Below are 14,020 nucleotides of genomic sequence, written 5' to 3'. Positions count from 1 at the left end.
GTCCCCGGGTGCGTCCCGCCCGGAGGCGCCGGGTGCCGGGCTGACCTCGAACCGCTAGCGTGTTGCGCGTTCGACGGCGCGCGCGGTGCTCCGGCCACCGCGCATGCGCCGTACCGCCAGCAGGATCTGTCCCGCAGCGAGCGGAACGAGGCTCGCCCCGACCGCAAGCACCCACTCGCCCGTCGTGGGGACCACCAGTCCGAGGACGCCGCGCAGCCCTGGCAGCGCCAGCGCGAGGGCGAAGAACGCCAGCGAGAGTGCCACCGCCCCCCAGAGGAACGGGTTCGTGGTGATGGGATTGACGAGCCACCCCCCTTTCACGTCGCGCATGCTGAGGACGTGCCAGATCTGGGCGAGCCCGATGGCGAGGAAGGCGACCGTGGCGGCATTCTCCAGCGCGGCCCCCTGTTCGAGCGTCATCAGGAAGGCGGCGAGCGGGGCGAGGCCGATGACGACGCCGAGGATCACGACGTCCGTCCACTGCCGCCGCGCAAGGATCGGCTCCTCCGGCGGCCGTGGCGGCTCGTCGAGCACCCTCGCATCGCCGCGCGTCGCCGCCAGCGCAAAGGCCGGGAACACGTCCGTCACGAGATTGAGGAAGAGGATCTGGAGCGGCGTCAGCGGCAGCGGCAGGCCGACGAGGAGCGCAAGACCGATGAGCAGGATCTCGCCGAGGTTGCACGACAGCAGGTAGACGCAGAAGCGGCGGATGTTGGCGAAGATCACCCGCCCCTCGCGCACCGCCGTCACGATGGTCGAGAAGGCGTCGTCGAGGAGGACGATGTCAGCCGATTCGCGGGCGACGTCGGTGCCGCGGATGCCCATCGCGACGCCGATGTCGGCCTGGCGGAGCGCCGGGGCGTCGTTGACGCCGTCGCCTGTCATCGCGACCGTCTCGCCGGCGGCCTGGAAGCCGACGACGAGCTTCAGCTTGTCCTCCGGCGTGACGCGGGCGTGCACCGCCGGTTCGGGGCCCCGGTCGGCGAGGCCGACGGAGCGGGCGATGGCGCGCGCGGTGACCTCGTGATCGCCAGTCACCATGACGACGTGAATCCCGGCGCGGTGACACGCGGCGATCGCGGCCGGAATGTCCTCGCGAGGCGGGTCGCGCAGCGCCGCGACGGCCACGAAGGTGAGGTCGTGGAACGGCCGCGCCGCGTCGACCTCGCCGGACGCGTCGGCCAGCGCGATCAGCCGCAGTCCGCTGGCGGCGAGGTCGTCCATCGCCTCGCGCAGGACGGCACGCTCCGCGTCGCCGAGCGGCACGGGGCCCGCCGCGGTCGCAGCCTTCGTACAGACAGCGAGCACGGCCTCGGGCGCGCCCTTGACCGCCACCACGGTGTCAGCGCCGCCGTGAACCGTCGCCATCATCCGGAGGTCCGGGTCGAACGCGTGCTCCACGAGGCGCGGGCGCTCCTGCCGTGCGGCGCCGATGTCCATCCCGCTCGCCACCGCAGCCTCGAGCAGAGCCACCTCGAGCGGGTCGCCGGTTCCCTCGCCGGCCTTGTCGAGATCCGCGTTCGAGCAGAGCACGCCGATGCCGAGCGCCCTCCCTCGCAAGGGGTCCTCGTCCGCGTCTCCTCCGAGACCGACGAGGCGCTCCACCGCCATGTGGTTCTCGGTGATGGTGCCGGTCTTGTCGGTGAGGATGACCGTGGTCGCGCCGAGGGTCTCGACCGCGCCCAGGCTGCGCACCAGCGCGTTCTCGCGCGCCATGCGGAGCATGCCGCGCGCGAGCGTCAGCGTGGCGACGACCGGCAGCCCCTCCGGAATTGCCGCGATGGCGAGCGCGATGGCCGCCTCGACCATCCGCACCACCGGCTCGCCCGAGACTATACCGACGATCGCGATGACGACGGCCACCGCCAGAGTGAGCCAGATCAATTGCCGGGCGAGGACCGTAAGCCGCTCCTCCAGCCGGGAGCGATCCGTCCCGGCATCCAGGGCCAATGTCGCGATGCGGCCGATCTCGGTCGCCGGTCCCGTCGCGGTCACGACCGCGACGGCGCTCCCCGTGGTGAGCGCCGTCCCCTTGAAGAGCATCGGGGTGCGGTCGGGGACCGGTGTCCCGGCCGCCACCGCGGCGACACTCTTGCCGGCGGCGACCGACTCGCCCGTCAGCATCGATTCGTCCGCGGCGAGGCGCGAAGCCTCGAGGAGGCGCATGTCCGCCGGAACACGGTCGCCGGCTTCCAGCAGCACGATGTCGCCCGGCACCACCTCGTGCGCCGGGACGGTGCCGATGGAGCCCGCGCGGCGCACCCGCGTTGTCGCGACGTCGAGCCGGCGCAGCGCCTCCATGGAACGCACCGCGCGCTGCTCGGCGACGAAGCCGATCAGCGTATTCATGCCGAGGACGACGATGATGGCGACCGCCTCGGCCACGTCGCCTAGCGTCAGCGACAGGGCCGTCGCGGCGGCAAGCAGCCAGACCACGGGGCTGGCGAGCTGGGCGACGAGGATCGCCCAGCTGGAGACCGGCGGCGCGGTGGCGATGCGGTTCGGGCCGTGCCGGCCAAGACGGGACTTCGCCTCCTCGTGCGACAGCCCCAGAGCCGTCACCCGGTGCGCGTCGAGGACGCCCTGAGGGTCCAGGGAATGCGGCGCGGCGTCTCCGACCGCCGCCGCGCCCCCCTCACCCGGCGCGACCCCTTCGGTATCGCGCGCAGCCCACGAAACGTCCGGTATCAACTTCGACTGCCCCGACAACTGATCCGCGTCGCGTCGTATCGGGCCTCCCGTGCGAAGCCTCGCGGTTGACAATTCTCAATGGCGACAGCGCCACCGGACCCCGGCGGGGCGGCACGCCGTCGCGAGCCTCGCGCCGACCGCGGGTGAAGGGCGGGATGGCATGCAATCTTCATTTGACAATTCGCAAATCACGATCGTTCAGGCCGGAAACAGTCATGGCATCCCCTGGTTGAGGAACGATGGCATGTCGCTTGAAAATCGCCGGAACGTCGAAGACCGATATGGAAGGACTCCGACGACCCGCCCCGGAGCGAGCGTGGTCCGCTGCGCCGTGCCGGAGGGCGGCATGGCGACCGGCGCACCACCGCCGGCGGGCGCCCTCTCCCCGCAAGGCACGGCAGCCCGGACGCGCCCCGCGCCAGAACGATGCGCCACCGGCAGCGGTCCGCCCCGCCGCGCCCGCGCCGACCGGAGCGGCCGCGTCCCGGGCCGAGGCGCGAGGCTCGCTCGGCGGACCGAAAGAACCGAGGTCTTCCCTGCGCGATCGCTCTGATGTGGACCGGGACAACGCCGATGCATGCGCACGACCGACTGATCGACGATCTCAGGAGCCAGGCCATCCCGCTCGCCGACGAGGCCGCCCTCGCGCGCCTCGTCGCCATGGCCGCGGACGCACGCTTCGTGCTGATCGGAGAAGCGACCCGCGGCACCCGCGAATTCTTCGACATCCGGGCCGAGGTCACCAGACGGCTGATCCGCGACCACGGCTTCGCGGGCGTGGCCGTCGAGGCCAGCTGGCCGGACGCCTACCGCGTCAACCGCTACGTGCGCGGCGACATGGTGATCCACGACGCGGACGACGCGCTGGCCGACTTCGAGCGGTTTCCGACCTGGACATGGCGCAACACCGTGGTCCGGGACTTCGTCGAATGGCTGCGGGATCACAACGTCGCCTTCACCGAGCCGGAGTGGAAGGCGGGGTTCTACGGCCTCGACCTCTTCAGCCTCGAGGCGTCCATCGAGGCGGCGGCCGCCTATCTCGACGGGGTCGACCCGGCGGCCGCGCTCCGGGCGCAGGCCTACTACGGCAACTTCGAGTTCCATCACGCCCGCCATAGGCGCCAATGCGGCTTCGAGACCATGCTCGGCGTCTCTCCCTGGCACGATCAGGAGTTGATGTCCCAGCTGCTGGCGCTTCGCAGCGGCCATTTCCGCTATCTGGCCCGGTCGGGTTTCGCCGTCCGGGAGGCCTGCTACTGCGCCGAGCAGACCGCGACCGCGACACGAGCCGCGGAGCGCTACTACCGGGCGATGTTCGAGGAGCGCGTCTCGCCGTGGAACCTTCGCAGCCAGCACATGGCGAACAGCCTCGAACGCCTCGCCGACCACATCCATGTCCAGCGGGGCGAGCAGCCCAAGCTGGTCGTCTGGGCGCACAATTGCCTCGTCGGCGACGCTCGGGCGACGGAGATGGGCGAGCGGGGGGAGCGCAGCCTCGGCACCCTGCTCCGCGAGGCCCACGGACGCGACGCGGTCCTGATCGGCTTCTCGACGCATGACGGCACCGTGCGGGCGGCAAGTGCCTGGGACGAGCCGGGCGAGGTGAAGCCCGTGCGTGCGGCGGTCGCCGAAAGCTACGAACGGCTGTTCCACGTCGTGCTGGAGGGCGACGCGCTCATCCCGCTGCGAGACAACGAGATTCTGCACTGCCATTTCAGCCTGCCACGCCTGCAGCGGGCGATCGGTGCCCTCGAAACACCGCAGGGCGAGCGGAAATCGGAGTACTTCCACGCCCGGCTGGCCGACCAGTTCGACGCGGTGATCCACGTCGACCACACCCATGCGCTGGAGCCTCTCGACCACATCTGCCCGCGCCACCCGGACTACGTGGCGCCGGCGTTCCGCGCCCGAGCTTGAACGCACTCGGCGACCGTTGCGGGAGGGAACGTCGGGCCGTGGCTCCCGCGGCCCGCGCTCAGCGGCGGGGCAGGGTGCGCAGGGCCTCCGCGAGGGCCGTCGTGCGGAACGGCTTTCGCAGGATCGGGGCGTCACCGGTGATCCGCATGACATACTCCGCCGTGTAGCCGGTGATCACCAGAAACGGGACGCCCGCGGCGCGCAGGCGGTCGGCGACCGGGGTGGCCGGAACGCCGTGGAGGTTGGAATCGAGAAGGACCGCGTCGATCTCGCCGGACAGCGCCTCGAACCGGGCAAGCGCCTCGCTTACGCTCGACGCCGTGGCGCGGACGATGCAGCCAGCCGCCTCGGCGCCGCGCCGCAGGAGCGAGAGCACCATGGCCTCGTCCTCGACGATCAGCAGCGAGAGCGGGTGCGGCTCAGCCATCGCGTAGCTGCCCTGACAGCGGAGATACGAGCCGGTAGCTGAGACCGTCCGGGTCGAAGGAGAGGTGAGCCGACCCGCCGAGCTCGCCCGGCAACCCGTTCTCCAGAAGCGCCGAGCCGAAGCCCCGGCGCACCGGCGTCTCGACGGCGGAGGTGCCCCGCTCCCGCCAGTCGAAGACGAAGCGGCGGCCCGACGGTGTGTCCTCGACCTTCCAGGCGATCTCGACCCGTCCCGTACCGTTTGACAGTGCCCCGTATTTGAGCGCGTTGGTGCAGAGCTCGTGCAGCGCGAGGCTGAGCGACGTGGCGGCGCTCGGGCCGAGCGCGACGGTCGGACCGGTCAGCGAGACCCGGTCGCGCTCGGCCCCTGAGAAGAGGGCGACCGCGCTCTTGACCAGATCCTCTATGTTCGCGCCCTTCCAGCCGTTGCTGGTCAGCGCGTCGTAAGCCTGCGCGAGGGCCTGGACCCGCTCCTCGAACGCCTCGGAGAACGCCTCCAGCGACGGGGCATCCTCGCGGGTCTGGGCCGCGATCGAGAGGATCACCGTCAGCATGTTCTTGACGCGGTGGTTCAGCTCTTCGAGCAGGAGCTGCTGCGTCTCGTCGGCCTGCCATCGCGCAGTCACGTCGCGGATCAGCCCCGTCCCGCGGATCGGCCCGCCCTGAGCCTCGACGACGAACGCGCCGGAGCCATGGACGTGCCGGACGGCGCCGTCGGGATGGATGACGCGGAACTCCATGTCGAAGGGCCGCCCGTCGGCGATGCGCTCCGATACATACGCCTCCACCATCGCGCGGTCTTCCGGGTGGAGATGCGCGAGCCAGTCCTCGGGCTGGGTGTCCTCGGGCCCGAGACCCATGATCTCGCGGCCGCGGGCATCCCATTGCGCCTCGCGTGTGCTGGGGTCCCAGGTGACCCAGCCGAGCTTGGAGGCGGCGGTCGCGAGGGCCAGCATGTCCCGCGTCTCGCGGAGCCGCTCCTCCGCCATCCGCCGCTCGGTGACGTCGCTGGCGACACCGAACCATTCACGGATCGCGCCGCCGGGGGCGAGCAGCGGGGCCGCGCGGGAATGGATCCATCCGACCGCGCCGTTCGCGCGGATGACCTGGTGCTCCAGCTCGAAGAGGCCCTTGCGGGCGATGGCGTCGTGAACGGCCGCGAGAAGCGCCGGCCGCCCGTCCTCGGGGATGTAGCGCTCCAGCCAGTCGGTGATCGGCTCGGGCGTGTCCTCGAGAAATCCGCTGCCGTCGAGCATGCGCATCTCGCCCCAGTCCGGGCCCATGCGGTAGACCGCGTCGCGGGTCGCCCGGACCAGCGCGACGAAGCGCTCCTCGCTCTCGCGCTGACGTTCCGCCGCCTTGCGCGTCGTGCTGGTGTCGATGAACGTCACGACGACGCCTTCGATGCGTTCCTCCAGCGTCCGGTAAGGCCTGAGGCGGATGGTCAGCCAGCGCCCGTCGGTGGTGCGGGCGTCGCGTTCGACCGGCGCGAGGTCGCGCAGCACGGTGCGCGCGTCCCCGTTGATGCCGCCGCCTTCCAGCGTGTGGGCGAAGTCGGTGATCGGGCGGCCGATGTCCGTGGCGGCGAGGCTGAACACCTGTGTCACCGCCGGAGTGAACATCCGGATCTTGAGGTCGGTGTCCAGGAACAGCGTGCCGAAGTCGGTCGCGGCGACGAGGTTGCGCAGGTCGTTGTGGGCGAGCGACACGCCCTCGAGCTTGCTCTTGAGCTCGGCGTTGAGCGTCTGAAGCTCCTCGTTCATCGACTGGAGCTCCTCCTTGGAGGTCTCCAGCTCCTCCGAGGTCGAGCGGTACTCCTCGTTGACCGACTGCAGCTCCTCGTTGGCCGCGCGCAGCTCCTGCATCGCGACCTCGTGCTCGCCGCGGCTGGCGGCGAGCCGCTCCTGCGCCGCACGCAGCTCCTCGTGCAGGCGGCGGGTCTCGTCCGGCTGCGGGGGCGTGTCGGCGGGGTCCACCTCGTCGGGGACGGGCCCGCCGTCGAGGAAAAGGACGAGCGCGCGGGGCGCCGCCGGGTCGGCCGACAGGTCGGGCGTCACGTTGAGGACGGTGCGCCGGCGCGAACCGTTGAAGGCGACGCGGATCGGCAGGGTCAGGGTCGGCTGCCCCTCCTCCAGCGCACGGTGCAGCGCCACCTTGAGATCGAGGCGCAGCTCCGGCCGCGCGAGCGCCGGCAGGTCGAGCGGCATCGGCCCGCCGGACGGCATCAGGTAGCGCCCGGCGTTGGGCGACAGATGCAGCACCCGCTGATCCTGCGCCACGAGGGCGCTCGGCGGGCCCGCCTGCTCGAGCGCGTCGAGGTGCAGCATGCCGGCGCCGCGGTCGGACCCGGTGGCGCGGCGCTTGGGCACGACCGAGAAGAGGCCGGGGGCGCTCTCGGACGGCAGCGGCATGGTCCGCCCCGGCACCGCCTCGGCGACGTAGAGGCGCGCGTCGCGGTCGAGCACGCGGAACATCTCCGGCGCGGCGTCGGCGGTCTCGGCGGTCCCGAGCATCAGGAAGCCGCCGGGGTCGAGCGCGTAGCGCAGGACGCCGCAGACCTGCCGCTGCATCTCCCGGTCCAGGTAGATCAGGAGGTTGCGGCAGGCGACGAGGTCGAGATGCATGAAGGGCGGGTCCTTCAGCACGCTGTGCCGGGCGAACAGCACCGCGTCGCGCAGTTCCTGCCGCACCCGCCACGTCTCGCCCTCCTGAATGAAGAAGCGCTTCAGCCGGGCGTCGGACACGTCGGCCTCGATCGCGCGGCCGTAGATGCCCTCGCGCGCCTTGGTCAGCGCGGGCTCGTCGATGTCGGTGGCGAAGATCTGGATCGGGACGGTGCTCTTGCGCCGGTCGGCCTCCTCGATCAGCAGCATCGCGATCGTGTACGCCTCCTCGCCGGTGGCGCAGCCGACCGACCAGGCGCGGATTTCCGGGGTGTCCTGCTTCTCCAGCCGGTCGAAGATCGGCCCGATCGCCTCCCGCTGGAGCGCCTCGAACGCCTTGGGATCGCGGAAGAAGGCGGTCACCGAAATCAGGAGGTCGGCGAAGAGCGCCTGCGCCTCCTCCTCCGAGCCGCGCAGGTGTTCGGCGTAGTCGGCGAGCGACGGCCGGTGCGTCACCTGCATCCGCCGCCCGATCCGCCGCAGCAGCGTCGCGGTCTTGTAGTGCGCGAAGTCGTGGCCGACGCGGCGCCGCAGCGTGCCGATGATGGCGCGCAGCGTGTCCTCGTCGCGATCGGCGTGAAGGCCGGCGACGACGCTTCTGTTGCGCGCGAATTCGCCGACGCGGACGGCGAGGTCGGCCACCGGTCCGGTCACGTCCGCGTCGCCCGTGTCGATCGCGGCCCGCGGCATGGCGTTGTGTTCGGCCTCGATCGGATCCTGGGCGAGGACGAGACCTCCGGCCTCCTTCACGGCGCGCGACCCGGCGGCGCCGTCAGACCCCTCGCCCGACAGGACCACCACCACCCCGTCGCCGCGCTGGCTGGCGAGCGATTCGAACAGCCGGTCGATCGGGTTGCGCCGTCCCCTCGGCTCGGTGAAGGACGTCGCCCGCACATGGTCGGCCTCGATCACCAGCTCGTGATCCGGCGGCATGACGTAGACGTGGTTCGGCTCGAGGACGGCGCCGGTCCGGACCGTCTCGACCGGCATCGTCGTGACGGCGGCGAGGAGCTCGGCAAGCGCGCTCGGGTGGTCGGGCGCGAGATGCACCACGACGATGAAGGCGAGGCCGAGGTCGGGCTCGACCTTTTCAAAGAACGTGCGAAGCGGCGCGAGCCCCCCTGCGGACGCGCCGAGGGCGCAGATCGGTGTATGCCCGGCGTCTCCACGCCCCGAATTTGACGATACGTCACTCATATGTGCCAAGACACCGGCGCGGCCGCGGCCGCGCATGGCATTGCCTCCCGACCGTAGCCCCCGTCGCAACCGAGCATAGTACAAAGCCGCGGCGGCCAGAACTGGGTTGTCGGAGAACCACCCATCCGTCGCGTGTGCCCGCGGGCGGCCCCTCGCTCAAGCCCGGCGCAGGCTGCGAAGGCTCCATCGGACGGCGCCGTCCCCGGCAATCCGGTTCCGCCCCGACACGGCCGGCGGGCATTCGCGCGGAGGCCGACCATGCCGGAGGCGGCTGCGGCCGGCCGGAGGCGTTTGCACGCTCGGGTGATGGTTCGCCGGAAGGGGCGCCGGGCGGGCCGCCCGCGGCCCGGGCGGGGCCGTGCCATTGCGAGCGCGAGACCGTCGATCGCCGGCGATCGGTTGACGAACGTCAAGGCGGTCGGGGTACCGCGACCGATGCTGGCCGCAGGCTCAAGCCCGGAAGAGCACCATGACAACCTTTGCCGAGATCACCCCGTCCCTCCGCCGCCTCTTCACCCGCCTCGACCAGGCACCGGCGCCGCACGCGGCAGACCTGGCCGCTCTCCTCGCGCGGTGGAGGACGGAGCGGGGCGACCACGCGGTCCCGGTCCGGTCGGTCGAGGACGCGGGCGACTGGGGGCCGGCCGCCGCGGTGTTCCGGTTCGACCCGGGCACGCGGGACCACCTGCTGGTCGCGGGGACGGCGGCGGAGACCCTCCTTGGCGCCTGCCCCGTCGGCACCCGGCTGATGGAGGCGAGCGACAGGCGCATGGCCGTGCGGCTGCGCCGCCTGTTCGAGACGGTGCGGGAGACGCGCGAACCCGTGCTCGCCGAGTTCCCGCGCAAGGAGCACGGCGACGTGGTGGAGATGGCCGAGGTGCTCGCCGCACCCTTGTCCTCGGACGGTGTCGCCGTCGACATGATCCTCAGCGGGGTTGCCGTTCGTGCGGTGCCGCAGCGGGCCTCGGCCCTGCACCACGGTCACGCCGCACCGATCCACGCGCCCTTCCCGCTCCTCTTCGCGCTGGACGGGGAGGATGGGCTCGGCTCGCGCATCGCCGCCAGCCTCGGCGTGCCCTTGTCGCCGCACGAGGTGCGCACCTTCGAGGACGGCGAGCACAAGGCGCGCCCGCTGTGCGAGGTCCGCGGGCACGACGCCTACGTCGTCGACACCCTCGTCGCCGACGACGAGCAGAGCCCCAACGACAAGCTCTGCCGGCTCCTGTTCTTCATCGCCGCCTTGCGCGATTCCGGCGCCACCCGGGTGAGCGCGGTCGTCCCGTACCTCTGCTACGCGCGAAAGGACCGGAAGACGAAGCCGCACGACCCGGTCACGACCCGCTACGTCGCCCAGCTCTTCGAGGCCGTGGGGACGCAGCGCGTCATCGCGATGGACGTCCACAACATCGCTGCGTTCCAGAACGCGTTTCGTTGCGACACGGAGCATCTGAGCGCCATCGACGTCTTCGTCCGGCATTTCCTCGCCGGCATCGGCGACGCTCCGGTCGCCGTGGTCTCGCCGGACCTCGGCGGCGGCAAGCGCGCCGACCTCTTCCGGGAGGCGCTGGAGGCGGCGCTCGGCCGGCCGGTGGACAAGGCTTTCATGGAGAAGGCCCGCAGCATGGGCCGGGTCAGTGGCGATCTCTTCGCAGGCGAGGTCGCCGGACGCCATGCCATCGTCATCGACGACCTCATCAGCACCGGGACCACCATGGCGCGGGTCGCGGCGGAGTGCCGGTCGCGGGGGGCGAGGCGCGTGTCCATCGCCGCGACGCACGGCCTCTTCGCGGACGGCGCCGAGGCGATGTGGCGCGAACCCGGCATCGACGAGGTCGTCGTGACCGACACCGTGCCGCCGTTCGACTTCGAACCCGGACTGGTGCGCGGGCGCCTCGTCGTCCTCGGGACGGCCGACATCTTCGCCGATGCCATCCGCGCCGACAGTCTGCCGGCGGCCACCGAGATGCACCTCCGGCACTGAGCCCCGCACCGTCAGGTGTGGCCTGCCAGATGGTCACGCGCGAGGGCGAAGTAGCGGTTCGCCTGCGGCCTCCACCGGCCCGCCTCGCGCGGCGCCGGGTCGAGGAGGTGCGCCAGTGACAGGCGCGCCCGCAGCACCGCCCGGAACCCCGCATAGAAGGCGAAGAGTCCCCAGTCCGGCGTCTCCTCCAGGTGGCCCAGAACGCGCCGCGCCAACTCCCGGCCGAACGCGGGCGCGCCGATCAGGCGGCACTCCATGCCGAGAAAGGCGATCTCGTCGAGCGGGTCGACACGGCGCAGAGCCCCGTTGAACTCCAGGCAATCGAAGATCGCGACCGGCTCGGTCAGGCAGATGTGCTCCGGTCGGAGGTCGCCGTGGCCGTCGACGACGCGCCCGTCGGCGACGCGACGCGCCAGGGTGGCCGCGTGCGCGACGATCGCCGCATCGAGACGGACGAGCGTGTCCTCGGCCGTCGTCAGTTCGTCCCCGGACAGGACCTGATGGATGACACGGCGGTTCTGGACCTGCATCTCCCCGAAATGCCGGACGTAGTCGCGGGCCGTGATGTCCGCCCGCGCCGCCGCGGCGTAGAACCGGCCGAGCGTCGCCGCGACGCGGTCGATCTCGGCCGCGGAGACCTGCCCCCCGGCCAGCATGCGGTCGAGCATCCGCGCGGCCGGAAGGCGCCGCATCACCACGAGCCAGTCCACCACCGGCCCCGAACCGTTCAGCGCCAGGGTGCCGCCGCGCCCGAGCGTGAGCGTTGCCAGACCGAGGTAGACTTCAGGCGACAGCCGGCGGTTCAGTCGGACCTCGTCGTCGCCGTTCGCCTTGCGCTTCGCGGCTGTCGTGAAGTCGAAGTACCGGTTCCGCACCGGCTTCTTCAGTTTGTAGACGAGGTCGCCCGCGAGGAAGACCCACGACACGTGCGTCTCCACGACGTCGACCGTGGGCGGACGATGGGCGTAGCTGGACGGCTCCCGCAGGACCTCCACCTTCCGGGCGATCGAGACGTCGGATTCGGCCAGCATCGCCCCTCACCGGTCGCGGCCCGCGCGCCGCGTTCCGGCCGAATCTCCACCGGGGCGCCCCGCCCGCGGGTTGACGATCGTCAAACGGCGAGGCGCACGAACCCCGGCCCGTCCCCCATGGGCGGGGATATGCGCCCACCGCCGGCCGATCCGCCTCGACGGCAACGCCGGCCGGCATCGGAGGGCGCTGTCCGATACGGGCACGTCACTGCTGCGGGCGCGGCGTATCGGCGGTGCTCGGCGGCAATGTCGGGTAGACGATTTGGGGCATCTCGCCGGTCAGGCTGTCCAGGAAGTCCACGATGCTGGCCGCCTGCGCGGCGTCGAGCGCGGCACCGAGCTGGGCCGTGCCCATCACGTCGACCGCGAGGCTCAGGTCCCAGACGGCCCCCGAATGGAAATAAGGCGGCGTGACCGCGATGTTGCGCAGCGTCGGGACCTTGAAGACGTAGGCATCCTCTTCGGCGCGCGTGATCTCGAACCGGCCCTTGTCGCCGGGCGGCAGGATCGCCCAGTCCGGCTTCTCCACCAGCCCGAACGGCTGATAGCTGTTGCCGCCGAGGTTGATGCCGTTGTGGCACGCCGCGCAGCCCTGATCGATGAAGGCGCGCAGTCCCTCCTTCTGATCCGCCGTCATCGCCGCGTCGTCGCCGCGGAGAAAGCGGTCGAACGGGGAATCCGGGGTGATCAGTGTCTGTTCGAAGGCCGCGATCGCGGCCTCGGCGTTCGCGAAGTTCACCGGGTCCGGGTCCTTCGGGAACGCCGCGGCGAAGAGCGGCAGATAGCCGGGGATTCCCTTCAGCTGTTCGACGACGTGCTGCTGGGTCGACCCCATCTCGACCGGGTTGACCATGGGGCCACCCGCCTGCTCGGTGAGATCGGCGGCCCGGCCGTCCCAGAACTGGGCCGTGTTGTACGTCGCGTTCAGCACCGTCGGAGAATTCCGCCCGCCCTTCTGCCAGCGATGCCCCAGCGAGACCGACGCCAGATCCGCGCCGCCCGTGCCGAGGTTGTGGCAGGTGTTGCAGCTGATGTTGTGCCCTTCCGACAGGCGGGGTTCGAAGAACAGCGCCTTGCCGAGTTCCACCTGCGCCGGGTCGGGCGCGGGGTCCGGAGACTCGGGAATCGGCTCGAAGAGCGCGAGCGCATCGTCACGAAGCGTCTGGTCGTCGGCGATGGAGCCTGTCGTCGCGAATGGGGCGACCGCGACGGCCGCGCAGGCCCCGAGCAGCAGAATCCGTGTCATCTCGATTCTCCCGATGTCCCGTCCGCGGACGATCGCAACGGGTGGAGGACCCCAGCTTGACAAGAATCAACGCGAGGCCTGCGGCTCCCGGCGCAGTCGCGCGCATCCGCGGGCCAGGTCGAGCGGGACCGTTCGTCCGCGGCGACAAGGGCCGGGGCTCAGCGCTCCGGCGTGGCCTCGGCCGTCCAGCGGCCGGACGGAGCGCGGACGAGGCCTGGGGTCGCGAAGGCGCTGACGACAGGGGCGCGCAGCTCCGGCAGGTCCCGCCAGCGTTCCGTCTGCGCCATGGCGACGGCGAGGGCGACCGGCGCCAGCCCGGCCTTCGCCAGCAGCCGCAGAACCGCCCCGAACGACGAGCCGGTGCTCACCACGTCGTCGACGACCGCGATTCGCCGGCCATGCAGCACCGGCAGCATGCGCGGGTCGATGTAGAGCGTCTTCGGCGAACCGCGGCTCGAGATCGACGAGGAGGGCTCGGAGAGCGCCCCGTCGTACCAGAACTTGCGGGTCGTCCCGAGGGCGACCATCCGCGTGTGGCCGAGACGGCGCGCCACCGCCTGCCCGAGCGTGATGCCGAGCGAGGGCACCGCGACGATCACGTCGGGCGCGAAGGAGGCAAGGCGCTCGGCCATGACGGCCGTCAGCGCGTCCTCCACCTCGAACGCGGCCTGATGGACGATCAGCGAGGCGACGGCACGCGTCCCTCCGCTGTCCGGCAGCTCGCGGATGGGGAGCGCGATCTGCCGTCCGTCGGGCAGGGTGCCGGGGTAGACGGTGTCGTACTCACCCGCCCCGCCCTGCGGAAAGGTGCCGGGCGGGTAGAGCGTCTGCCATACCTCGTGGGGCGCCACCGCCGGCCCGCTCACCG

The 14,020-nt window shown here is 71.5% G+C and carries 8 protein-coding genes; 2 read left to right on the top strand and 6 right to left on the bottom strand.

The genetic code is table 11. The features are described from left to right. Nucleotides 1–54 precede the first annotated feature (54 nt). Nucleotides 55–2,691 (bottom strand): cation-translocating P-type ATPase, encoded by a 2,637-nt coding sequence (locus tag DLJ53_RS03435; protein WP_280525494.1) that lies wholly within the window; start codon nt 2,689–2,691, stop codon nt 55–57. Between the two features lie 573 nt (nt 2,692–3,264). Here DLJ53_RS03435 and DLJ53_RS03430 point away from each other — a divergent pair. Then, nucleotides 3,265–4,608 (top strand): erythromycin esterase family protein, encoded by a 1,344-nt coding sequence (locus DLJ53_RS03430; protein WP_162408829.1) that lies wholly within the window; start codon nt 3,265–3,267, stop codon nt 4,606–4,608. 58 nt (nt 4,609–4,666) lie between these two features. Here the strand turns inward: DLJ53_RS03430 and DLJ53_RS03425 are convergent, their stop codons facing one another. Then, nucleotides 4,667–5,035 (bottom strand): response regulator, encoded by a 369-nt coding sequence (locus DLJ53_RS03425; RefSeq protein WP_111342351.1) that lies wholly within the window; start codon nt 5,033–5,035, stop codon nt 4,667–4,669. Then, on the bottom strand, nt 5,028–8,894 hold the full coding sequence (locus tag DLJ53_RS03420) for a CheR family methyltransferase (protein ID WP_162408827.1): 3,867 nt from the start codon (nt 8,892–8,894) through the stop codon (nt 5,028–5,030). The genes DLJ53_RS03425 and DLJ53_RS03420 overlap by 8 nt, the downstream gene beginning before the upstream one ends. Nucleotides 8,895–9,363: 469 nt before the next feature. Between DLJ53_RS03420 and prs the strand changes: the two genes are divergently transcribed. Next, a complete protein-coding gene (gene prs / locus DLJ53_RS03415) occupies nt 9,364–10,875 on the top strand; it encodes a ribose-phosphate diphosphokinase (protein ID WP_111342347.1) in 1,512 nt (503 codons plus the stop codon). A gap of 11 nt (nt 10,876–10,886) precedes the next feature. Here the strand turns inward: prs and DLJ53_RS03410 are convergent, their stop codons facing one another. The 3 genes from DLJ53_RS03410 to DLJ53_RS03400 all read right to left on the bottom strand — a co-directional run bounded on the left by DLJ53_RS03410 (nt 10,887) and on the right by DLJ53_RS03400 (nt 14,018). Continuing rightward, nucleotides 10,887–11,906 (bottom strand): hypothetical protein, encoded by a 1,020-nt coding sequence (locus DLJ53_RS03410; protein WP_202912983.1) that lies wholly within the window; start codon nt 11,904–11,906, stop codon nt 10,887–10,889. Nucleotides 11,907–12,111: 205 nt separating this feature from the next. Next, the gene (locus DLJ53_RS03405; RefSeq protein ID WP_111342345.1) at nt 12,112–13,152 is read right to left on the bottom strand and encodes a cytochrome-c peroxidase; all 1,041 of its coding nucleotides are present in this window, start codon (nt 13,150–13,152) and stop codon (nt 12,112–12,114) included. Between the two features lie 158 nt (nt 13,153–13,310). Then, nucleotides 13,311–14,018, bottom strand: a complete 708-nt coding sequence (locus DLJ53_RS03400) for a phosphoribosyltransferase (protein WP_202912982.1) — start codon at nt 14,016–14,018, stop codon at nt 13,311–13,313. Nucleotides 14,019–14,020: the final 2 nt, after the last annotated feature.

The sequence above is a fragment of the Acuticoccus sediminis genome, assembly GCF_003258595.1.
Taxonomy (GTDB): Bacteria; Pseudomonadota; Alphaproteobacteria; order Rhizobiales; family Amorphaceae; genus Acuticoccus; species Acuticoccus sediminis.
The sequence above is the reverse complement of the archived record's forward strand: the minus strand, read 5'-3'. Positions and strand labels throughout refer to the sequence as shown.